Source organism: Bradyrhizobium sp. SZCCHNR1098 (genome assembly GCF_032489375.1).
Classification (GTDB): domain Bacteria; phylum Pseudomonadota; class Alphaproteobacteria; order Rhizobiales; family Xanthobacteraceae; genus Bradyrhizobium.
In genome coordinates, this window is sequence record NZ_JAUEXY010000002.1 from 84,924 (window position 1) to 106,984 (window position 22,061).

Annotated in this window: 16 protein-coding genes; 4 read left to right on the plus strand and 12 right to left on the minus strand. The window is 64.4% G+C overall.

What is annotated here, in order from left to right; translation table 11 throughout:
• Positions 1 to 12 precede the first annotated feature (12 nt).
• Entirely contained in the window at positions 13 to 2,859 is a 2,847-nt protein-coding gene (locus QX135_RS04605; RefSeq protein WP_316177154.1) for a bifunctional transaldolase/phosoglucose isomerase, read from the minus strand.
• Between the two features lie 1,138 nt (positions 2,860 to 3,997).
• Between QX135_RS04605 and QX135_RS04610 the strand changes: the two genes are divergently transcribed.
• The 3 genes from QX135_RS04610 to QX135_RS04620 all read left to right on the plus strand — a co-directional run bounded on the left by QX135_RS04610 (position 3,998) and on the right by QX135_RS04620 (position 8,978).
• Entirely contained in the window at positions 3,998 to 5,941 is a 1,944-nt protein-coding gene (locus QX135_RS04610; RefSeq protein ID WP_315755266.1) for a PrkA family serine protein kinase, read from the plus strand.
• Between the two features lie 224 nt (positions 5,942 to 6,165).
• Positions 6,166 to 7,443, plus strand: a complete 1,278-nt coding sequence (locus QX135_RS04615; RefSeq protein ID WP_316177152.1) for a YeaH/YhbH family protein — start codon at positions 6,166 to 6,168, stop codon at positions 7,441 to 7,443.
• A complete protein-coding gene (locus QX135_RS04620) occupies positions 7,440 to 8,978 on the plus strand; it encodes a SpoVR family protein (RefSeq protein WP_315811648.1) in 1,539 nt (512 codons plus the stop codon). Before QX135_RS04615 ends, QX135_RS04620 begins: the two co-directional genes overlap by 4 nt.
• 15 nt (positions 8,979 to 8,993) lie before the next feature.
• On the opposite strand, the gene QX135_RS04625 is transcribed toward QX135_RS04620, so the two are convergent.
• Positions 8,994 to 9,404, minus strand: coding sequence for a VOC family protein (locus QX135_RS04625; RefSeq protein WP_315811649.1), 411 nt, complete (start codon positions 9,402 to 9,404; stop codon positions 8,994 to 8,996).
• Positions 9,405 to 9,565: 161 nt separating this feature from the next.
• Between QX135_RS04625 and QX135_RS04630 the strand changes: the two genes are divergently transcribed.
• Positions 9,566 to 10,837, plus strand: coding sequence for a TMEM143 family protein (locus QX135_RS04630; protein ID WP_315738645.1), 1,272 nt, complete (start codon positions 9,566 to 9,568; stop codon positions 10,835 to 10,837).
• 367 nt (positions 10,838 to 11,204) lie between these two features.
• Here the strand turns inward: QX135_RS04630 and QX135_RS04635 are convergent, their stop codons facing one another.
• The 10 genes from QX135_RS04635 to pqqA form a co-directional block, all read right to left on the minus strand.
• A complete protein-coding gene (locus QX135_RS04635; RefSeq protein ID WP_315775923.1) occupies positions 11,205 to 12,260 on the minus strand; it encodes a 2-oxoacid:ferredoxin oxidoreductase subunit beta in 1,056 nt (351 codons plus the stop codon).
• Positions 12,261 to 12,426: 166 nt separating this feature from the next.
• Positions 12,427 to 14,277, minus strand: coding sequence for a 2-oxoacid:acceptor oxidoreductase subunit alpha (locus QX135_RS04640; protein ID WP_315738643.1), 1,851 nt, complete (start codon positions 14,275 to 14,277; stop codon positions 12,427 to 12,429).
• Positions 14,247 to 16,046, minus strand: a complete 1,800-nt coding sequence (locus QX135_RS04645) for an FAD-dependent oxidoreductase (RefSeq protein WP_315782015.1) — start codon at positions 16,044 to 16,046, stop codon at positions 14,247 to 14,249. The genes QX135_RS04640 and QX135_RS04645 overlap by 31 nt, the downstream gene beginning before the upstream one ends.
• 337 nt (positions 16,047 to 16,383) lie before the next feature.
• Positions 16,384 to 17,052, minus strand: a complete 669-nt coding sequence (locus tag QX135_RS04650) for a DUF4286 family protein (protein ID WP_316177148.1) — start codon at positions 17,050 to 17,052, stop codon at positions 16,384 to 16,386.
• A 178-nt stretch (positions 17,053 to 17,230) separates the two neighbouring features.
• Positions 17,231 to 18,220, minus strand: a complete 990-nt coding sequence (pip, locus tag QX135_RS04655; RefSeq protein WP_315738640.1) for a prolyl aminopeptidase — start codon at positions 18,218 to 18,220, stop codon at positions 17,231 to 17,233.
• Positions 18,213 to 19,409: a pyrroloquinoline quinone biosynthesis protein PqqE gene (pqqE, locus tag QX135_RS04660; protein WP_316177146.1), complete on the minus strand. Its 1,197-nt coding sequence runs from the start codon at positions 19,407 to 19,409 to the stop codon at positions 18,213 to 18,215. The genes pip and pqqE overlap by 8 nt, the downstream gene beginning before the upstream one ends.
• Positions 19,406 to 19,714, minus strand: coding sequence for a pyrroloquinoline quinone biosynthesis peptide chaperone PqqD (gene pqqD / locus QX135_RS04665; RefSeq protein WP_315738637.1), 309 nt, complete (start codon positions 19,712 to 19,714; stop codon positions 19,406 to 19,408). The genes pqqE and pqqD overlap by 4 nt, the downstream gene beginning before the upstream one ends.
• Positions 19,715 to 19,920: 206 nt before the next feature.
• Positions 19,921 to 20,676 (minus strand): pyrroloquinoline-quinone synthase PqqC, encoded by a 756-nt coding sequence (gene pqqC / locus QX135_RS04670; RefSeq protein WP_409998868.1) that lies wholly within the window; start codon positions 20,674 to 20,676, stop codon positions 19,921 to 19,923.
• 20 nt (positions 20,677 to 20,696) lie between these two features.
• The gene (gene pqqB / locus QX135_RS04675) at positions 20,697 to 21,626 is read right to left on the minus strand and encodes a pyrroloquinoline quinone biosynthesis protein PqqB (RefSeq protein WP_316177143.1); all 930 of its coding nucleotides are present in this window, start codon (positions 21,624 to 21,626) and stop codon (positions 20,697 to 20,699) included.
• 215 nt (positions 21,627 to 21,841) lie between these two features.
• Complete coding sequence (pqqA, locus tag QX135_RS04680; protein WP_012029362.1) at positions 21,842 to 21,922, minus strand: pyrroloquinoline quinone precursor peptide PqqA; 81 nt, start codon at positions 21,920 to 21,922, stop codon at positions 21,842 to 21,844.
• Positions 21,923 to 22,061: the final 139 nt, after the last annotated feature.

Consider the following 22,061-nt stretch of genomic DNA (forward strand, 5'->3'; position numbering starts at 1 on the left):
ACGAGGCCCTTCCTAGCTCAGCGCTTCGCTGATCGCGCTGTCGAGCATCTTGAGGCCCGATTTCAGATTGCCCTTGAGATGGACCCGAAGAGCCCGGCGCCCGCGCTCGGTGAGCACGTCGAAATCGCCGCGCGCCTGCGCCGCCTTGATCACGCCGAAGCTCGCCTTCTGCCCGGGGATCGGCAGATCCTCGGCATCGTCGGCGGTGATCTGGAGAAACACGCCGCTGTCCGGACCGCCCTTGTAGGCCTGGCCGGTCGAGTGCAGGAAGCGCGGACCGAATTCGGCGCAGGTGGCGAGGTGCTTGGCATCGCGCAGCCTCAGCCGGATCCGCTGCAGCGTGTCGATATTGCCTGCATTGCGGTCGATATAGCCCAGCAGGGCGATGTAGTCGCCGTCGCCGGCGCGGCCGAGATGCGCCTTCAGCCAGGACGCGAGCGTTCCGTCGGCGCCATGCCCGCGCAGGCTCTCGGCGTTCTGCGCATCGGTGTACAGCTCGCAGCCCTTGATCGCCACGACGGGGTCCTCCGCCGGCAGTGCGCCGCTTTGCTCGAACGCCGCGGTCAGTTCGCGGGTCTTGATCTTGGCCGATTCGACGTCGGGCTGGTCGAACGGGTTGATGCCGAGCACGGCGCCGGCAACAGCGGTCGCTATCTCGAAGCGGAAGAATTCCTGGCCGAGCTGGTCGATCGACGTCATGACGATGCGCACGACCGGATGACCGGCCTCCTCGAGCGCGGCGAGCTTCGCGTCATGGCCCGCCACCTCGTCGCCGTCGACCTTGATGTCGATGAAGAAGCGATCATGACCGTAGACCTCGGGCGAGGCGACTGGTTCGCCATCGATCGGGATCAGGCCCTTGCCTTCCTTGCCCGTGGACTCCGCGATCAGCTGCTCGGCCCAGGCGCCGAAATCGGCGATCTTGGGCGAGGCGAAGATCGTCACCTTGTCGCGGCCTTCGAGGCCGGCAAGGCCCATCGCCAGACCGAGCTGCACACCCGGGTTCTGTAGCGGCGGCACGTCGGGCCCGCAGGAGCGCACCATGGACAGCGCCAGCGTGATCAGCCTGCGCACGTCGATGCCGGCGGTGGCGGCCGGCACTAGGCCGAACGGCGACAGCACCGAATAGCGGCCGCCGATGCTCGGCTCGCCGTGGAAGATGCGGGCGAAGCCTTGTGCCTTGGCCGCCTTCTCCAGCGACGAGCCGGGATCGGTCACGGCAATGAAGCGATGTCCGGCCTTCTTGGGCCCGATCGCATCGGAGACGCGCGCAAAGAAATAGTCCTTCATCGCGTTCGGCTCGGTGGTGCCGCCCGACTTGGAGGAGACGATGAACACCGTCCTGGCGATGTCGATCGCCTTCTCCATCGCGCGCACCTGCGCCGGATCGGTGGAGTCGAGCACATGCAGCTTGGGGAAGCCAGCCCTGCGCGGGAACGTTTCGGCGAGCACCTCCGGCCCGAGGCTGGAGCCGCCCATGCCGAGGACCACGGCGTCGGAGAATTTCTGTCCCTTCACCCGCTGCGCGTAGTCCCCGTAATCGGCGATGTCGGCCTTCTCCGCGCTGGTCAGCCAGCCCAGCCATTTGTGCTCGTCTCGGCCGGTCCAGACCGTCGCGTCCTTGTGCCAGAGTCGGCGGATCCTGGCGTCCTTGCGCCAGTCCTCGGTGGCGGCGGCGACCTTCTTCTGCAGATCAGCAGCAACCGCGATCGATTGCTGCCCAAGCCCGGTCCCGAGCACGACGGCGCGCTTGTGCGCGACCGCGCCATAGAGCTTGTCGGCGGCGTCCGCGAACTGCCTGACGCCGTCGATCACGAGATCTGCGGTGATGTCGTCGAGCGAGATGCCGGTCTTCGCCAGATCCTCAAGGGCGGTCTGGGCGGCATCGACGTCTTCCTCCAGACTGTCGCGCACCTTGCCGTGATCACGGAAGGCGTCCAGCGTGGCCGGCGGCACGGTGTTGACGGTGTTCGGCCCGATCAGCTCCTCGACATAGAGGACATCGCTGTAATCCTTGTTCTTGGTGCCGGTGGAGGCCCAGAGCAGCCGCTGCGGCTTTGCCCCTTGCTTGGCCAGCCGCTCCCAGCGCGCGCCGGCGAACAGCTGCTTGTAGTCCTGATACGCCATCTTTGCATTGGCGATGGCGATCCTGCCCTTGAGCGCGGCCAGCCGCTCCTTCTCGGTCGGATCATTGGCCTGGGCGATCTTCTCGTCCAGCTGCTTGTCGACCACGCTGTCGATGCGGCTGACGAAGAACGAGGCCACGCTGGCGACATGCGACGGATCGCCGCCGGCGCCGACGTAGGCTTCGAGGCCGGCAATATAGGCTTCGACAACCTGCCGGTAGACGTCTTGCGAAAACAGCAAGGTGATGTTGACGCTGATGCCCTTGGAGATCAGGTGCTGGATGGCCGGCAGGCAGGCGTTGGTCGCCGGCACCTTGATCATCAGATTCCTGCGGTCGACCGCCGTCCAGAGCTGCTCGGCCTCGGCGATCGTGCCCTTGCTGTCCATCGCCAGATAGGGCGAGACTTCGAGGCTGACGAAGCCGTCATTGCCATCGAAGCGGTCATAGACGGGCCGCAGCACGTCGGCGGCATTCTGGATGTCCTCGACGGCAACGGCCTCGAACAGCTGCGTCGGCGATCGATCGCCGTTCTTCAGCGCCGTGGCGATCGGTGTGTCATATTCGTCGGAGCTGCCGATCGCCTTCTCGAAAATCGCGGGATTCGAGGTGACGCCCTTGACGCCATCCTCATCGATCAGCCGCTTGAGGTCGCCTTTGGCGACGAAGCCGCGTGCGAGGAAATCGAGCCAGACCGCCTGGCCGTGTTCTTCGAGAGCTTTGACCGGATTCATGATGCCTATCTATGTGCGTCGGCTTGCTTTTTTGGGTTCCCGCCTGGCAGCTGCCAGGTCGATCGGGACCTCACATGAACAACTATGCGCCAGCCCTCAGGAGAACGCCATTCATAATGGATTGATCCCTCTGGAATCCCAAGAGCTTCGAGCCGGGGTGACGTGCCGGCGGGGCGCGTCCGGAGGGAGATCGGCAGGCGACGCGAAGCCCGCCGCTGATCGTTCCGGCCGAAGCGCGCGGCGGAGCCGCCAGAGCGCGGTCGGCGTTCGGCCTGCGTCAACCTCAGCAGCGCTCGTGCGCCGGAGAGGCTCCCGGGAGGCAAGCAAATGCCGTCGATCGAAAGCTTCTCCGGCTTGCAATGCTGGAAAGGTGCCACATGTGTTCTGGGTAATGGTGCCCTACGCAACGGATCATGGCGAACGTCTCGCGGTTGTCGCCTCGGCAGCGCCTCACGAGTGTCGGCGTATAACCCATGATGCTTTCCGGCTGCAGATGCTCAGCGGCGAACTGCCGTGTGATCATGGCAATGATCGGCATCGAGTGATCCATCCGGCTTCGGCCGCGCGTTATTTCACGACGTTCGGATCTGGCGGCGAACATGCGTGCGCGCGGCCCTATGAGATGCGCGCGGTCATCGCTCGCTCGAGGACGTTGTATGAGCGACGGCAGATGCGGTCGCAGCAGGCCCATGTTTGGTCGGCCGCCGTGGCCGGCGCGCATCAGGTCGCGCAGCGAATGAGACGTTCCCTGCCTGGAGCGCTCGCGAGAAGAGCTGCGTTCACTCGCGGTTCACTTCGGGAAGAGAGACTGATTTTGGAGCTGTCACGCCACCAGTTCACGTGGCTTCACAACACCTTGTGCGGCGCAGGGAGACTACGGTGCCGGGGTATTGCGGATGTTGCGAAGCAGAGACAATGAGGTACAAATGGGGAGAGTCGGCCGGCTTTTGCCGAACTATTGAGCGAAGTGCATGTTGATAGGGCATATGCTGCATGCACTTTGCGTTGCGGAAAAGGACGAAGACGGTGCCCAATGGGGGCTAGCGCGCTTCACTCTGAGTCGGTTCGGGATCAGCAGGAACGTACTTGGATCTCGGCCCGTTGCAGCAGTGCGGCGGAACCTACGTGGAGAGGGATCATGTACAACGATTCGTTGTTCAACGCGTTCGCAAGGTCGTTCGAGGCACGCAGCCAGACCGACATGTCGATGCAGGAATATCTAGAATCGTGTCGAACCGACCCGATGCGATACGCGAACGCCGCTGAACGACTACTAGCTGCGATCGGCGAGCCTCAGATGATAGACACGGCCAAGGACCCACGCCTTGGCCGTATTTTTTTGAACCGGACGGTTCGCCTGTATCCTGCATTCGCCGGCTTCTACGGCATGGAGGACACGATCGAGCGCATCGTCGGCTTCTTCCGTCACGCCGCGCAGGGTCTCGAAGAGCGCAAGCAGATCCTCTATCTGCTCGGACCGGTCGGCGGCGGCAAGTCGTCGCTGGCCGAACGGCTGAAGCAGTTGATGGAAACCCATCCGATCTACGTGCTCAAGGCCGGAGATGAGCTGAGCCCCGTGTTCGAGTCGCCGCTCGGCCTGTTCGATCCCGACACGCTGGGCCCGATGCTCGAGGAGAAATACGGCATTCCGCGCCGCCGCTTGTCCGGCCTGATGAGCCCGTGGTGCTACAAGCGGCTCGAAGCCTTCGGCGGCGACATCTCGCAGTTCCGCGTCGCCAAGATCCAGCCGTCGCGGCTGCGCCAGATCGGCATCGCCAAGACCGAGCCCGGCGACGAGAACAACCAGGACATCTCCTCGCTGGTCGGCAAGGTCGATATCCGCAAGCTCGAGACCTACGCGCAGAACGATCCCGACGCCTACAGCTATTCGGGCGGTCTCAACCGCGCCAACCAGGGCATTCTCGAATTCGTCGAGATGTTCAAGGCGCCGATCAAGATGCTGCATCCGCTGCTGACGGCGACGCAGGAAGGCAACTATATCGGCACCGAGAACATCGGCGCCATTCCCTACAACGGCGTGATCCTCGCCCACTCCAACGAGTCGGAGTGGCAGAGCTTCAAGACCAACAAGAACAACGAGGCCTTCATCGACCGCATCTGCGTCATCAAGGTGCCGTACTGCCTGCGCGTCACCGAGGAGCGCAAGATCTACGAGAAGCTGATCCAGGGCTCCGAGCTCTCCACCGCGCCCTGCGCGCCGGCGACCTTGGACACGCTCGCCCGCTTCTCGGTGATGTCGCGCCTGCGCAAGCATGAGAACTCGACGCTGTATGCCAAGATGCGGGTCTATGACGGCGAGAGCCTCAAGGAGTCCGATCCGAAGGCGCGCAGCGTGCAGGAATATCGCGATGCTGCCGGCGTCGACGAGGGCATGGACGGCATCTCCACCCGCTTTGCCTTCAAGGTGCTGGCTGCGACCTACAATCACGATACGGCGGAAGTATCGGCCGACGCCGTGCATCTGATGTACGTGCTGGAACAGTCGATCAAGCGCGAGCAACTGCCCGAGGAGATCGAGAAGCGCTACCTCGAATTCATCAAGGCGGATCTCGCGCCGCGCTACGCCGAGTTCATCGGCCACGAGATCCAGAAGGCCTATCTCGAATCCTACTCCGATTACGGCCAGAACCTGTTCGATCGCTACGTCGACTACGCCGACGCCTGGATCGAGGATCAGGACTTCAAGGATCCCGATACGGGACAGTTGCTCAATCGCGAGCTGTTGAACCAGGAGCTGACCAAGATCGAGAAGCCGGCCGGGATCGCCAACCCGAAGGACTTCCGCAACGAGGTTGTCAAGTTCTCGCTGCGCTCCCGAGCCCAGAATGGAGGCAAAAATCCGTCCTGGACCTCCTACGAAAAGATCCGCGAAGTCATCGAAAAGAGGATATTCTCGCAGGTCGAGGATCTGCTTCCGGTCATCTCGTTCGGTACCAAGAAGGACGGCGAGACCGAGAAGAAGCACGACGACTTCGTCGCGCGCATGGTCGAACGCGGCTACACCGAGCGGCAGGTCCGTCGGCTGGTCGAGTGGTACATGCGCGTGAAGCAGGCGGGTTGATCGTGGTCCGGCGCCGATGTTCACTGCAGGTGCGGCAGGCCATCGGTCTGACGTCGGCGCCAGGGTTACGAACGAGATGAACGTTCGACGCTGAGCTTCGCTGGGAGGCGTCGGACAGGCAGAGGGTGCCGTTGCAGTGTCGGGTCCGATACTGCGCCGCGGCATCGCGGCGGGGGAGAGCAGGAGTCGAAGCCGCTGCAGCAGGAGGCGTATGGAACGTGGTCATGCACATCATTGATCGGCGCCTGAATCCGGGCGGCAAAAGTCTCGAAAATCGCCAGCGATTTTTGCGCCGCGCCAAGGCCCTGGTTCAGGGAGCGGTCAAGAAGACCTCGCAGGACCGCGACATCAAGGACGTGCTGGAGGGCGGCGAGGTCTCGATCCCGCTCGACGGCATGGACGAGCCGCGCTTCCGCCGCGAGGGCGGCACCCGCGACATGGTGCTGCCCGGCAACAAGAAGTTCGTCGAAGGCGACATCCTGCCGCGCTCCGGCGACGGCAGCGGCCGCAAGTCGGCGCCGGGGCAGGGCGACAGCGAGGACGCGTTCCGCTTCGTGCTGAGCAAGGAGGAGTTCGTCAATCTCTTCCTCGACGATCTCGAGCTGCCTGATCTCGCCAAGCGCAAATTCGCCGAGGCCGAGAGCGAGGGGCTGGTGCGTGCCGGCTATTCGACGTCGGGCTCACCGGCCAACATTTCGATCAGCCGAACCGTCACCCGCGCCTTGGCCCGCCGCGTGGCGCTGCGCCGGCCGCGGCCGGAAGCCATTGCCGAGTTGGAAGTCCAGTTGGAGCAGGAGACCGACGACGACAAGCGCGCCGCGCTGCTGGCCGAGATCGAGGCCCTGAAGGCCAAGGCCAAGCGCATTCCCTTCATCGATCCGATCGACATCCGCTACCGCCGCTTCGAGGCCGTGCCGAAGCCGATCGCGCAGGCCGTGATGTTCTGCCTGATGGACGTGTCCGGCTCGATGTCGGAGCACATGAAGGACCTCGCCAAGCGGTTCTACATGCTGCTCTACGTGTTCCTGACCCGGCGCTACCGTCATGTCGAGATCGTCTTCATCCGTCATACCGATCGCGCCGAGGAGGTCGACGAGCAGACCTTCTTCTATGGACCGGCATCCGGCGGCACCTTGGTGTCGAGCGCCCTGCAATGCATGCACGACATCGTCCGCTCGCGCTTCCGCCCCTCGGACTGGAACATCTACGCGGCGCAGGCCTCCGACGGCGACAACGCCACCTCGGATTCCGAGAACGTCGCGCGGCTCTTGACCGACAACATCCTGCCGGTGTCGCAGTTCTTCGCCTATCTCGAGGTCGGTGAATCCGGCACCTATTCGTTCGAGATGCCGGACTCCGCGCTGTGGTCGCTGTATGAGCGGCTGCGCGCCGATGGCGAGCCGCTGTCGATGCGCAAGGTGCGTGACCGCAGCGAGATCTTCCCGGTGTTCCACGACCTGTTTCAGCGTCGCGGCACCACGCAGGAGAGGGCGGCGTCATGAGCGGGTTGCTGTTCGAGGGCGCGGATTGGAATTTCCTCACCCTGCAGCGCATCCACGATGCCTGCGAAGCCGTCGCCGAAAAGGAGCTCGGGCTCGACACCTATCCCAACCAGATCGAGGTGATCACGGCCGAGCAGATGCTCGACGCCTATTCCTCGGTCGGCATGCCCTTGTTCTACAAGCACTGGTCGTTCGGCAAGCACTTCGCCTACCACGAGGCCTCGTACCGCAAGGGCCTGATGGGCCTCGCCTATGAGATCGTGATCAACTCCTCGCCCTGCATCTCCTATCTGATGGAGGAGAACACGGCGACGATGCAGACCTTGGTGATCGCGCACGCCGCGTTCGGCCACAACCATTTCTTCAAGAACAACTATCTGTTCAAGCAGTGGACCGACGCCGACGGCATCCTCGACTATCTCGATTTCGCCCGCGGCTACATCGCGCAATGCGAGGAGCGCTACGGCCGGCTCGCGGTCGAGCATACGCTGGACGCGGCGCATGCGCTGATGTCGCACGGCGTCGACCGCTATCCCGGCAAGAAGAAGCTCGACTTCCGCGAGGAGGAGAAGCGCGCCGGCAAGCGCAGGCTCTACGAGGAGGGCCAGTTCAACGATCTCTGGCGTACGGTGCCGACCGGCCCGGTCAAGACCAATGCGATGCTGAACGTCGAGCGGCGCCGCGCGCTGCTCGGCCTCCCGCAGGAGAACCTGCTCTATTTCCTGGAGAAGACCGCGCCGCGGCTGGCGATGTGGCAGCGCGAATTGCTGCGCATCGTCCGCCACATCGCGCAATACTTCTATCCGCAGGGCCAGACCAAGGTCATGAACGAGGGCACGGCGACCTATGTGCATTATCGCATCATGAACCGGCTGCACCAGAACGGCCGCCTCACCGACGGCAACTTCCTGGAGTTCCTGCAGTCGCACACCAACGTCGTCTTCCAGCCGGAGTTCGACGATCCGCGCTTCTCCGGATTCAACCCTTACGCGCTCGGCTTTGCGATCATGCAGGACATCGAGCGCATCGTGAAGGACCCGACCGACGAGGACCGCGAATGGTTTCCGGACATCGCCGGCACCGGCGACGAGATGGCGGTGCTGCGCGACGTCTGGGCCAATTATCGCGACGAGAGCTTCATCAGCCAGTTCCTCAGCCCCAACCTGATCCGACAGCTCAGACTTTTCCACCTGCATGACGATCCGGCCGAGCGCGCCGGCATCCTCGTCGACGCCATTCATGACGAGCGCGGCTATCGCCGCGTCCGCCGCGAGCTGTCCAAGCAGTACGACGTCGGTTGCATCGATCCGAACATCGAGGTGGTCGATGTCGATCTCGCCGGCGACCGCCGCCTGATGCTGCGGCATACCGTGGTGAAGGGGGCCCAGCTCAGCGAGACCGACACCAAGCGCGTGCTGCAGCATCTCGCCGATCTCTGGAGCTACGACGTCTCGCTGGTGGAAGTCGACGCCGCCACCGACAAGGTGCTGAAGGAGTACGTGCTCAATCCCCGGATACAACCGGCGGCCGCCTAGCGCGGCCGCCAAGCCTTAGATGTCCGCAAACACCTCGAGCAGATTGCCGTCGGGATCCCTGAAGAACAGCGTGCGGTGGCCGAAGGGCTGGTCCGTCGGCGGCTCCATGAGGGCGATGCCCTTGCCGGTCAGCTCGGCCGCGCAGCGGTCGACATCGTCGCGGGTCACCTTGAAGGCGAGCTGAAGCGATGCGCTCCCTGGCGGCGTCGGCTGGTCCGAGGCCAGCCGTTGCGGCCGGGCGAGCGCCAGCGTGTTGCTGCCGGCCTGGTACTCGATCCAGCCTTGTGACAGCTCGCGCAGCAGGGGAAAGCCCAGCACCTCTTCATAGAAGCGGCGCATCGCGGACCAGTCGCGCACCAGGATGACGGTGTAGTCGATGGCCCGGATGGCCCGGAACGGAGATGTCTGCTGTCCGGCGTCGGTCATGATCAGTCTCTCGTTCTGCAGGCGGGACCTGCAGCTTACGTGTTGCGGCGAGTGGCGTGAACGGGATCGGGGCGCTATGGTATGCGGGTTGGCCGGACGCGCCGGCCCGTGCAGCCGGATCGGCTGTCAATGGCGCAGATCGAAGCTCGGGCGTGAGAGGCGTGGTCGGACCAGGGAAGACGGCGGCGGCGGAGCGGCGGGACCGGTTCATTCCGTTGCGCAAGTCGGACATTCTTGATGGCCTGATCTCGAACGGCCATGTCGATGACGCCCAGGCCAGCGAGCTGCGGCAGCTGGCGCGTATGCTCGGCGCGATTCTGCACCATCAATATTTCGACGAGCTCGATCGGTTCCGCGACGCCTATTTCGACTTCGATCCCGAGGTGCCGGTCGGCCGCCGTCGATCGCCGGAGGATCTCGACGCGGCCTATCGCAGCCTCGCCGACGAAGTCGTGCGGGTGCTCGGCGAGGCCAATTTCATCGAGATCAGCCATGACGAGATCGAGCGCGCCTTTGCCGAGCATGCGCTGGTGCGGGTCAAGCTGAAGGCGCCGATCTCCGACTATCGTGCTGTACGGATGTTCCGGCGTGGCCAGCATCAGGAGACGATCGAGGTCCCCATGCTGTATGGGCTGCGACGGCGCAAGCATGAGATCGAGGTCTATGACGACATCGTGCTGATGGTCGCGACCAAGCCCGACGAGCCGGTCAAGAAGAAGAGCAAGGCCGCCGCCTGGCGCGGCCGCAACAAGATCCGCGGCGGCGCGGTGCTGTTCAAATATTTCCGCCACATCGCGCGCTTCGACCTCGAGGCGCTGCTGCCGAACGTCCGCGTCGTCATGGGCCTGCGCGAGCAGCTGACCCTGGGCGTGCCGGCGCTGGTCGGCGGGGTGCCGATCCTGCTCAAGCTGGCCTCGACCTTGACGGTGCTGTTCATCGTCGCCGGCTTCTATCTCGGCCTCAGCGGCACCGTGCACGACAACGATACGGAGCAGGCGCTGGCGGCGCTGTCGGGATTGTTCGCGCTCGGCGCCTTCATCCTGCGGCAATGGGGCAACTTCCACCGCCAGTCGCTGATCCACCAGAAGCAGGTCACCGACAACATCTACTTCCGCAACGTCAACAACAATTCCGGCATCTTCAACTATTTGATCGGCGAGGCCGAGGACCAGGACTGGAAGGAAGCGATGCTGGCCTATGGCGGCCTGCTGCTGGCGTCGGTGCCGCTCTCGCGTGCTGCATTGGGCAGCCATGTCGAGGAGTTGCTGCAGCAGATGTTCGGGCTGGGTCGGGCGTTCAATATCGATGAGGCGCTGCTGCGGCTGCGCGAGTTTGGGCTTGTGAGTGGTGGCGACGACGCGCTCTCGGCGCTGCCGCTGCCAGCGGCGATCGCGCAGCTCGATCGCGTTTGGGCGAGCGCGCTGCGGGCGTAATCGTCATCAACGATGACGGGCCTCATGGTTCAAGACGCGCCTGCGGCGCTCCTCACGATGAGGAGCGAGGGCGCGGCTCACCAGGATATGCCGAGCTGTCGCAACGAACGATCTGCCAGTTAGTTACTCCGTCATGCCCGGGCTTGTCCCGGGCATCCACGTGGTTCTCAGCGTGCCGAACGACGTGGATGGCCGGGACAAGCCCGGCCATGACGTGGAGATAGAGAAGCGCAAAACTCCGATTGTGAAATGCGACAGCCCCGCCAGAAGCGGGCGCAATGCACTCCGCCCTCGTCCTGAGGAGCCCGCCGGAGGCAGGCGTCTCGAAGGACGGCTACAGAGCACACGCTCTCCACGCAGCGGTCTGCTAGCGCAGACTCGCATTGATCTTGTCGAGCGCGGCCTGTCCCGGACACAGATCCGCGGCCTCCAGTCGGTTGAGCGGCCGCTCCACCGTGTTGAGGTGGCTGTGCAGATCGTCGGCCTCAGGGTCGACATAGAGTAACCCGGTCACGATCTGGCCTTGCGCGGCATGCTTCTGGAGGAAGGTCATGGCGCCGAGCCGGTCATGCGGGTCGTAGTCGGCGTCGATCTTGCGCAGCGCCAGCCTGGAGCCGTCGTGCTGCTCGACGATCTGCACCGTGCCCGGATCCTGGTCGATCTCGATCGGATCGCGTCCGGTCAGCACGTCGAGCCGGTTCACGGCATCGTTGTGCTCGCGGACATAGTCGAAGCTCTTGGTTGAGCCGGCGTGATTGTTGAACGCGATGCACGGGCTGATGACGTCGATGAACGCCGCGCCCTTGTGCTGGATGGCGCCCTCGATGATGGGCACCAGCTGCTTCTTGTCGCCGGAGAAGGACCGCGCCACATAGGTGGCCCCGAGCTGCAGCGCGATGCCGACCAGGTCGATTGGATTGTCGGTGTTGGTGACGCCCTTCTTCGACTTCGACCCGCGGTCGGCGGTCGCCGAGAATTGGCCCTTGGTCAGGCCGTAGACACCATTGTTCTCGACGATATAGGTCATGTTCACGCCGCGCCGGATCGCGTGGGCGAACTGGCCGAAGCCGATCGAGGCGGAATCGCCGTCGCCGGAGACGCCGAGATAGATCAGCTCGCGGTTGGCGAGGTTGGCGCCGGTCAGCACCGAGGGCATGCGACCGTGCACGGTGTTGAAGCCGTGCGAATTGCCGAGGAAATAGTCCGGCGTCTTCGACGAGCAGCCGATGCCGGAGATTTTTGCCACGCGATGCGGCTCGATCGACAGCTCGAAGCAGGCCTCGATGATCGAGGCCGTGATCGAATCGTGGCCGCAGCCGGCGCAGAGGGTCGAAATCTTGCCCTCGTAGTCGCGATGGCTGTAGCCGAGCGCGTTCTTCTTGATGCCCGGATGCTGGAACTTCGGCTTTGCGATGTAGGTCATGAGAGCCTCGCATCACCCGGCATCGTCATGGCCGGGCTTGTCCCGGCCATCCACGTCGGGGCCGGGAGGAAAGACGTGGATGCCCGGGCCTTCGCCGCTCCGAAGCGGTTATGGCCGCGCAGGCGGGGCGAGTCCGGACATGACGGCGGAGAGAGCGGAGAGCACGTCATGACACGGCCTTGCGCAGCGGGGTGACCTTGATGTGGTCCTGGTGGTCGCCGATCGCATCGGCAATGAAGCGCGCCGTGATCGGCGTGCCGTCATAATGCAGGATCGGCACCAGGCGGACCGGGTCGATGCCGTTCTCCGTGACGATGAGCTGGCGCAACTGCGCATCGCGGTTCTGCTCGACCACATAGACGAAATCGTGCTCGGCGATGAAACTCGCCACGCTCGAATGGAACGGGAAGGCGCGGATGCGCAGGCGGTCGAGCTGGCAGCCGCGCGCCTCCAGCAGTCCGATTGCCTCGTCCATCGCCGGCGCGGTCGAGCCGAAATAGATCACGCCATATCGCGTCGGCTTGCTCGCATTGGCCTGCAGCGGCCGCGGCACCATGTCTTGCGCGGTCTGGAACTTGCGCAGCAGGCGCTGCACGTTGTCGGCATAGACGGCGCCTTCCTCGGAATAGCGCGCGTAGCGGTCACGCGACGTGCCACGGGTGAAGTAGGAGCCCTTCGTCGGATGCGTGCCGGGGTAGGTGCGGAACGGAATGCCGTCGCCGTCGACGTCGAGATAGCGGCCGAAGTCGCGGCCTTCGTCGAGCATCTCCGCCGTCATCACCTTGCCGCGGTCATACTGCTTGGCATCGTCCCACTTCAGCGGCCGGCACAGCCGCTGGTTCATGCCGATGTCGAGGTCGAGCATCAGGAAAATCGTGGTCTGCAGCCGCTCGGCAAGATCGAACGCCGCAGCGGCAAACTCGAACGCCTCGGCCGGATCTTCGGGGAACAGCATCACGTGCTTGGTATCACCGTGCGAGGCATAGCCGCAGGCGATCAGGTCGCATTGCTGCGTCCGCGTCGGCATGCCGGTCGAGGGGCCGGCGCGCTGCACGTTCATGATCACGGCCGGGATCTCGGCAAAGTAGGACAGGCCGATGAACTCGGTCATCAGCGAAACGCCGGGGCCCGATGTCGTGGTAAAGGCGCGGGCGCCGTTCCAGGACGCGCCGACCACCATGCCGATCGAGGCGAGCTCGTCCTCGGCCTGCACGATCGCGTATTTGGCCTGCCCGGTTTCCGGATCGTGCCGCAGTTTCTTGCAGTGGTTGCTGAACGCTTCGGCCAGCGAAGACGACGGCGTGATCGGGTACCAGGCGCAGACCGTGGCGCCGCCATAGACGGCGCCCAGCGCGGCGGCGTTGTTGCCCTCGATGAAAATGCGGTCGCCGACCTTGTCGGCCTTCTTGATGCGCAGGCCGATCGGGCACTTCAAATTCTGCAGCGCCCAGTCGCGGCCGAGATGCAGCGCGTGGACGTTGGAGGAGAGCAGCTTCTCCTTGCCCTTGTACTGCTCGCCGATCAATTGCTCGATCAGCTTCGGATCCATGTCGAGCAGCGCTGAGAGCGCGCCGAGATAGATGATGTTCTTGAACAGCTGGCGCTGGCGCGGATCCGAATAGGTCGAGTTGGTGATCGCGGTCAGCGGGACGCCGATGACGGTGATGTCGTCGCGGAACTTGGTTGCCGGCATCGGCTTGGTGGAATCGTAGAACAGATAGCCGCCCGGCGCGATACCGGCGACGTCCTTGTCCCAGGTCTGCGGGTTCATCGCCACCATCAAATCAGTGCCGCCGCCGCGCGCGCCGAGATGGCCCGCTTCGGTGACGCGCACCTCGTACCAGGTCGGCAGGCCCTGGATGTTCGACGGGAAGATGTTGCGCGGGGATACCGGCACACCGTGGCGGAGCACGGCGCGCGCGAACAATTCGTTGGCGCTGGCCGAGCCGGAGCCGTTGACGTTGGCGAAGCGGACGACGAAGTCGTTTACGCTGCTGAGCGGCGCTTGCTGGGACATGCGTTACCTGCGTGGGTCGTCTCGATGAAATATTTCTGCATGTCCCACGCACCGGTGGGGCAGCGTTCGGCGCACAGGCCGCAATGGAGGCAGACGTCCTCGTCCTTCACCATCACGCGCCCGGTCTTCAGATCCGAGGACACGTAGAGGCTCTGGTCGGGATGCAGCGAGGGCGCCTTCAGCCGCGCGCGCAGATCCGCCTCCTCGCCATTGTCGGTGAAGGTGATGCAATCCATCGGACAGATGTCGGCGCAGGCGTCGCATTCGATGCACAGCGTGTCGGAGAACACCGTCTGCACGTCGCAATTCAGGCAGCGATGCGCCTCGCCGAGCGCGAGCTTGACGTCGTAGCCGAGCTCGACCTCGGTGCGGATGTCCTTCAGCGCCACGACCTTGTCACGATGCGGCACCTTGAAGCGCTTCTCGGAGGAGATGTCGTTGTCATAGCTCCATTCATGAATGCCCATCTTCTGCGAGGAGATGTGCACCTCGGGCAGCGGGCGCTCGGTGATGTCCTCGCCGGAGAGCAGGCGATGGATCGACAGCGCGGCCTCGTGGCCCTGTGCGACCGCCCAGATGATGTTCTTCGGCCCGAACGCGGCGTCGCCACCGAAGAACACCTTTGGATTGGTCGAGACGAAGGTGGTCGGATCGACCTTGGGCATGTGCCGCTTGTCGAATTCGATGCCGCAATCGGCTTCGATCCAGGGGAATGCGTTCTCCTGGCCGACGGCGACCAGCACGTCGTCGCACGGATAGGTCTCGTCGGGCTCGCCGGACGGCACCAGCGAGCGTCCGCCGTTGGCGTCATATTCCGCCTTCACCTTCTGGAAGGTCATGCCGGTCAGCTTGCCGGCGGCATGGTGGAACGCGATCGGAACGAGATAATTGAGGATCGGAATGTCCTCGTGCAGCGCGTCCTCCTTCTCCCACGGAGACGCCTTCATCTCCTCGAAGCCGGAGCGGACGATGACCTTGACGTCCTCGCCGCCGAGCCGCCGCGCCGTGCGGCAGCAATCCATCGCGGTATTGCCGCCGCCGAGCACGATCACGCGCTTGCCGATCTTGTCGGTGTGGCCGAACGAGACGCCGGATAGCCAGTCGATGCCGAGATGGATGTTGGCCGCCGCTTCCTCCCGACCTGGAATGTTCAGCTCCCGGCCGCGTGGCGCGCCGGACCCGATGAAGACGGCGTCATAGTTCTCGGCCAGCAGCTTCTTGAGGCTGTCGATACGATGGCCGGCCTTGTAGTCGACGCCGAGGCTGAGCACGTAGCCCGTCTCCTCGTCGATGACGCTGTCGGGCAGGCGGAATTTGGGGATCTGCGAGCGCATCATGCCGCCGGGCTTGGGATCTGCGTCGAACACGGTGCAGTGATAGCCGAGCGGCGCGAGATCGCGGGCAACGGTCAGCGAGGCCGGGCCGCCGCCGACCAGCGCGATGCGCCGGCCGTTCTTCGGGGCAGGGCGCGGCATGCGCTGATGGACGTCGTCCTTGAAATCGGCCGCAACGCGCTTGAGGCGGCAGATCGCGACCGGGCTTTCCTCGACGCGCCCGCGTCGGCAGGCGGGCTCGCAAGGGCGATCGCAAGTGCGTCCGAGAATGCCCGGGAATACATTCGATTTCCAATTGATCATGTAGGCGTCGCTGTAGCGACCCTCGGCGATCAGGCGGATGTATTCGGGGACCGGAGTGTGTGCGGGACAAGCCCATTGGCAATCGACTACTTTGTGAAAGTAGTCGGGGGCCGAGATATCAGTCGCTCTCATTCATACCCTGTCCGCGCGGCGAACCATGAGCGCGCGGCCTTCCTGACGTGAGGACGACTGCTTGTTCAGGATCGGCTGGGGATCGATTGGGAGTCCGGAGCAGGTCCTGTTCGTCGCCCTTCTGCTTTTTGAATGGCTCAATTGAATAGTTCTATCAGACTAGAGCCATTCCAAGGCGCACACAAAGGCAAATTTGCAAAGCTGCCCTTCGTGCACAGTGTGCGGCGCCGCATTGCGGGCGTGATGCTGACATTGAATTTGTTGCGTTGCGGCATTGTGGCGAGCGGCTGCATCTGCCGGTTGCACGCTCGCGTCATTGATGCAGAACAATGCGCGCTCAGCCAGAGGCGATGTCCGCGCGGCTCAGGTCCCACATCAGCCTGTAGATGCCGGCCGAGATCTGCGTCGCCAGCGGACCGTCGATCGCCGCGAAGCGCGTGGTCATCAAGGTCGCGATGGCATGACTGTCGGTGCCGTCGATGAGGATGAACCAGTCGGCATCGCGCGAGCTCGCAGGAACCCCGGCTGCCGGACCGGAGAGATCAGCATCGCCCTCGAGCAGGTGCATCGAGATGACGCCCTTGACCTCGCTCGGATCGAGCTCGATCTGCAGCGCGTCGCGCAGCGCCCCGTCCTGTCCCGGCTTCGGCCGCAGGCGGATGATGCCGAGCACCGCGCCGCGACCGGCGCCGATCGAGATCGTGATGCGTGCGACGCTGCGGATCATGTTCTTGAACCGCGCCATCACTGCCTTCGACCATTCCGTCGGCGACGCCAGCCGGGCGCGATAGGGCACGCTGTCGAGCACGTCGATCGTCTCGGTCGAATACAGGCAGAGATATTTCGGGCTGCCCTGCTCGGCGACATAGCGCCGCGCCTCGATGAAGCCGGGGATGGCCACGCGCTCTTCGAGATGCTCGCTGTCATACCAGCGGTTGAAGTCGGCTTCGTCAGCGGCATCGATATTCATCGATGTCAACAGCATGCCTTTCCCGGCGATGGGCATTGCAGATGTCCTTGTTTGGCGGCCAATTCCTCATGGTGAGGAGCGCCCCTCGGGCGCGTCTCGCGGACAATGCTTGCGCATTGCCTGGTGAACCATGAGGTCGGGATGGATCGGCCTCATCCTTCGAGACGCCATGCTGCGCATGGCTCCTCAGGAATGAGGGGAGACGATCACATGTTTAAGGCGCGGTCGTGCGCTTAGCCATGTCGGAGATGGCTTTCATGACCGCATCGCGGATGCCGGGGTCATAAAGATTGTGACCTGCGGCTTCGACGACACGGATTTCGGCGTCGCGCCACACCTCCGCCAGCCGTGCCGAGGTCGCTGGCGGACAAAGCAGGTCGTAGCGGCCCTGCACGATGATTCCGGGAATCCCGCTGAGACTGTTCGCATTGCGCAGCAACTGGTCCGGCGCCATGAAGCTGTCGTGCGAGAAATAGTGCGCCTCCATGAACGGCGTCGCCGGCAAGGCGGTGCCGGAGCGGATGGCGAGGCGGTCGAGCCGGGCGCGCGCGGGCTTCACCTCGGACAGCGCGCGCTCGGTATCGTGCCAGGCGCGGGCGGCAGGGCCATGGATCGCCGGATCGGGATCGAGGATGCGCCGGAAGTAGGCGTCGCACGGATCGGCGTGCTCGTTCTCCGGCAGCAGCTCCAGAAAGTCGCGGTGCAGGGCCGGGTGAAAGCGCGCCAGCGTCTCGCCGAAGGCGGTCGCCACCTCCGCGCGGGTGCCGAAAAAGGTCGCGCGCAACACCAGCCCCGTGACGCGCGTCGGGTGCGCCTGCGCATAAGCCAGCGCCAAGGTGGCGCCCCAGGAGCCGCCGGCGACGATCCAGCGCTCGAAACCGAATCTTTCGCGGATCGCCTCCATGTCGGCGATCAGGTCGGGCAGGGTGTTGTTGTCGCGGCTGCGTGCAGGACGCGAGCGGCCGGCGCCGCGCTGGTCGAACAGCACGGCGTGGAAGCGCTCGGGATCGAACAGCCGGCGGTGATCCGGCTGGCATCCGGAGCCCGGCCCGCCGTGCAGATAAACCGCGGGAATGCCGCCAGCGCGGCCGCTGCTCTCGACATAGATCTGGTGACCGCCGGAGACATCCAGCCATTCCGACGTCAGCGGGATGAACGGATCGCTGCGGTGCGCGGAGGCGCGGCCGGCTTCGGCGTCAGGCATCGTTGCCGTTCTCCGGCGTGCCGCCGGCGAAGTTGCGATAGAGGAAGCGGTCCTGGCCCGAGGCCGCGTCACGCTCGGCCTGCTTGAAGATGCTCTCGTGCAGCGGCGACAGTGTGCAGGCCGGATCGGTGTTGGCGGCGTCGCCGGTCAGCGCGAACGCCTGGCAGCGGCAGCCGCCGAAATCGATCTCGCGGAACTCGCAGGATTTGCACGGCTCCTTCATCCAGCCGGTGCCGCGGTAGCGGTTGAAGGCCTCGGAGTTCTGCCAGATCCAGGCGATCGAATGGTTCGAACGGACAGACATGAAGTCGAGCCCGGTGATGCTCTCGGCGGCGTGGCAGGGCAGGATCTTGCCCGAGGGCGAGATGTTGAAGAACTGCCGGCCCCAGCCGCCCATGCACTTCTTCGGCCGCAGCGCGTAATAGTCCGGCACCACGTAGTCGATGGTCAGCGTGCCCTTCAGCCGCTCGCGGGCGTCCTCGACGATGCGGTCGGTCTCCTCTAGCTGGGCGTAGGTCGGCATCAGGCTGGCGCGGTTCTTCAGAGCCCAGCCGTAATACTGCACGTTGGCGACCTCGAGCCGGTCGGCATCGAGATCGACCGCCATCTTGATGATCTCAGGCAGCTGATGCAGGTTCTGCCGGTGCATCACGGCGTTGACCGTCAGCGGCAGCTCGAGCTCGCGGGTCCAGCGCGCGACCTCGAGCTTCTTGACGTGGCCGCCCTTGTAGCCGCCGACGCGGTCGGCGATGCCGGCCTCGCTGCCCTGGAAGCTGATCTGGACATGGGACAGCCCGGCGTTGGCCAGCTCCTTGAGCCGCTCGCGGGTCAAGAGCACGGCCGAGGTGATCAGGTTGGTGTAGAGTCCGACGTCGTTGGCATGCTGCACCAGCTCGACCAGATCCTTGCGCGCGGTCGGCTCGCCGCCGGAGAAATGGATCTGCAGCACGCCGATCTCGGCGAGCTCCGACAGCACCTTCTTCCACTCCGCCGTCGTCAGCTCCTGCCCGGCGCGATCGAGCTCCAGCGGGTTGGAGCAATAGGGGCATTGCAGCGGACAGCGATGCGTCAGCTCGGCCAGCACGGCGAGCGGGATGCCGTAGGTCTCGGCCGTGGAGCCGCGCCGCTCCAGCACGGCAAGGCCGTCATTCGCGGCGATCTGCGGCGTCGTCTCGGTGAGCTCGGTCATGATGTCGTCTCCCGAACCTCGGTCAGGAATCCCTTGTCAGCGAGATCCTGCAGCATGGCGACGACGTCGGTCGCGATGACGTCGCGGGGCGCGGCATATTTCGCCGCGAGATCGTCGATGATGCCGGCGACGGCGCGCGCGCCGTCGCACAGCTTGAGCACCTCGACCGCGATCTCGTCCGGCGCCAGCACGCGCTCAGGGGCGAGGATGACCCAGACCTGGCGCGTCTCGTCGAACTTCAGCTTGGTGTGTCGCGGCAGCACCACGCGGCTGGTCTCGGTGACTTGGATGTGACGCGGAGCCATGGCGGGTCTCTAAGTCGTGTAGTCGTGAAGAAGCACGGTGGCCGCGCAGAGCACGATGGCACTCCCCTCCCCCTTGCGGGGAGGGGTCGGGGGTGGGGGTCCCAGCAAAGACTTCCCGTGTGGACCCCCCACCCCAACCCTCCCCCGCAAGGGGGGAGGGAGTGCACCGTTCGCGGTACGAGAGCGGTGGTTCAAACGGGACACGGCTACCCCTCCTTCGGCACGAAGGCGCCGGGCGGGATGTTGCCTTCGACATAGGCGTAATACAGTGCGTCGAGCTGCACCCACAGCACGTTGGTCTTGAAGATCAGCGCGTTGCACACGGCGGCGCGCTGCTCCGGCGTGGTGGCGTGCTCCTTGACGTAATGCAGCGCGAAGTTGGCGTCGCGCGGCGCCTGGGTGAGACGCCGCTTGAAGTAGCTCATCGTGTCGTTGTTGACGAAATTGTAGTGCTCGAGCATGCCCGAGATACGCTCTTCATGGATGCTCGGCGCGAACAGCTCGGTCAGCGACGAGGCGATCGCCTCCAGCGGTGAGCGGTCGCGGCAGAAATGCACATAGGCTTCGACCGCGAAACGGGTAGCGGGCAGGATGCCCTCGGTGGATTCGACATAGTCCGTGTCGAGGCCCAGGCCCTCCGTGAGCTTGATCCAGCGCTCGATGCCGCCTTCGCTGCCGACGTCGCCGTCATGATCCTCGATGCGGTGCCGCCATTCCAGCCGGGTGGCGCGATCGCGGAAGCGCGTCATCACCATCGCGTCTTTGATTGGGATCGTCGACTGATAGTAGTAGCGGTTCAGCGCCCAGGCCTGCACCTGGCCCTTGTTCAGCTTGCCGCCGTGCAGCAGCTTATGAAACGGATGCAGGTTGTGATAGCGCGTCGCGCCGATATGGCGAAGTGCCGCTTCCAGCTCGCTGGCACTGTTCAAGGTCACGCCCTTGCCGACCGACAGCGCCGTCATTCCACTCAGTTTTGCCTCACTCACAGCTCGATCTCCATCCCTTCAGCGGGGATTTCCCATCCCTCGCGTTCCAACGTTTGCCGCTCGTGTGAGGCGTGCAGCCACGCCGGATTGGAGTTGTTGATGTGCAGGAAGATCTTCCTGCCGATCCCGATGTCCGCCAGCTGCTTGATCGCGCCGCTTTCTCCGGACATCGCGATATGTCCCATGCTCTGCCCGGTCTTGTTGCCGAGTCCGGCCTGGATCATCTCGTCGTCGCGCCACACCGTGCCGTCGAACAGCACCAGGGGCGCGCCCTTCAATCTCGTTCTCAGATCATCGTCGACGCCGGCACAGGCGGCGATGACGTAGCAATATTGGCCGCCTTCGAGATCGGCAATCTTCAGGCCCAGCGTGTCGCCCGTCGAGGAGCTGCCGCCGGGATGCTGCTTGTCGCGCAGATACCACGCGCTCGTTCCCGAGACGGCGAAGGCCGTGACCTCCAGGCCCGAGGGCCTGCCGTCCTGCAAAAGCGGCCGGAACGGCACGTCGATCACGATCGGCACGCGCTTGACGGTCTCGTCCTTCAGCACATCGAAGATGTTGTTCGATCTGAGGATCGCAAGCACCTTGGGATGCGCATGGATCGAAAATGGCGAGCTCTCGCGCATCGACAGCAGCCCCGTGACCGCGTCGATCTCGCCATTGGTCAGGATCACGCCGGCGATCGGGCTGTGGCGCAAGGCGCCGGGCTTCGGATGCAATTGCGGCGTTCGGGTGACCTGCTGGCGCAGATCGGGCGAGGCGTTGATCAGGAACCAGTTGGCGCCATCGGCGCTGACCGCGACCGAGGCCTGGCTGTTGCTGATCTCGGGATGATCCGTGCGCGCGGCACGGCACACGGCGCAGCCGCAATTCCACTGCGGCACTCCACCGCCTGCGGCGGCACCCAGGACGACGAGGCGAAGCATGAGCCGTCTCCTGGAATTCAGCTGTGGTGGCGCACGCGATTACCAGCGGCAGGATGACCGACAGGCAAGCTGACCAACGGCCAGGATCGCCCGCAGGGAAGGTGACGAGGGTGGGACATCCGACCCGCGTACGGGCTGGCACATACGCGGTCGCTGATCCCCACCCTCAAGCGTCGACGTCCTGATCGCCGAGACCTGGACGTCACACCCGCGAATTATTTGCGGGCCGCGCAGGCGTACATGTTGATTTCCATGCCGACCGGCACTTCAACGATCTTCGGTGCTTTCCAGGCCATTGTCCTCTCCTTCAAGACGGGACGGTTATCGTCCTCAGCATTAAACTACCGTGCTACGAAAAGTTCGCCAGTGGAATCTTTTTGTTTGAGCCTCTCAGGCCTGTTTATTGCAGTGCGAAGTTGCAGATGCGAGTTGCTG

Coding starts and splice junctions, on each gene's coding strand:
- pqqC (WP_409998868.1), bottom strand. CDS start 20,676: ATGACGGCGCTGTCGGTCGGCAAGGGCGTGACCTTGAACAGTGCCAGC.
- QX135_RS04650 (WP_316177148.1), bottom strand. CDS start 17,052: ATGCCCATCGCCGGGAAAGGCATGCTGTTGACATCGATGAATATCGAT.
- QX135_RS04610 (WP_315755266.1), top strand. CDS start 3,998: ATGTACAACGATTCGTTGTTCAACGCGTTCGCAAGGTCGTTCGAGGCA.
- pqqA (WP_012029362.1), bottom strand. CDS start 21,922: ATGGCCTGGAAAGCACCGAAGATCGTTGAAGTGCCGGTCGGCATGGAA.
- QX135_RS04635 (WP_315775923.1), bottom strand. CDS start 12,260: ATGACCTACATCGCAAAGCCGAAGTTCCAGCATCCGGGCATCAAGAAG.
- pqqB (WP_316177143.1), bottom strand. CDS start 21,626: ATGCTTCGCCTCGTCGTCCTGGGTGCCGCCGCAGGCGGTGGAGTGCCG.
- QX135_RS04645 (WP_315782015.1), bottom strand. CDS start 16,046: ATGAGAGCGACTGATATCTCGGCCCCCGACTACTTTCACAAAGTAGTC.
- QX135_RS04615 (WP_316177152.1), top strand. CDS start 6,166: ATGCACATCATTGATCGGCGCCTGAATCCGGGCGGCAAAAGTCTCGAA.
- QX135_RS04605 (WP_316177154.1), bottom strand. CDS start 2,859: ATGAATCCGGTCAAAGCTCTCGAAGAACACGGCCAGGCGGTCTGGCTC.
- QX135_RS04625 (WP_315811649.1), bottom strand. CDS start 9,404: ATGACCGACGCCGGACAGCAGACATCTCCGTTCCGGGCCATCCGGGCC.
- QX135_RS04620 (WP_315811648.1), top strand. CDS start 7,440: ATGAGCGGGTTGCTGTTCGAGGGCGCGGATTGGAATTTCCTCACCCTG.
- pip (WP_315738640.1), bottom strand. CDS start 18,220: ATGCCTGACGCCGAAGCCGGCCGCGCCTCCGCGCACCGCAGCGATCCG.
- QX135_RS04640 (WP_315738643.1), bottom strand. CDS start 14,277: ATGTCCCAGCAAGCGCCGCTCAGCAGCGTAAACGACTTCGTCGTCCGC.
- pqqD (WP_315738637.1), bottom strand. CDS start 19,714: ATGGCTCCGCGTCACATCCAAGTCACCGAGACCAGCCGCGTGGTGCTG.
- pqqE (WP_316177146.1), bottom strand. CDS start 19,409: ATGACCGAGCTCACCGAGACGACGCCGCAGATCGCCGCGAATGACGGC.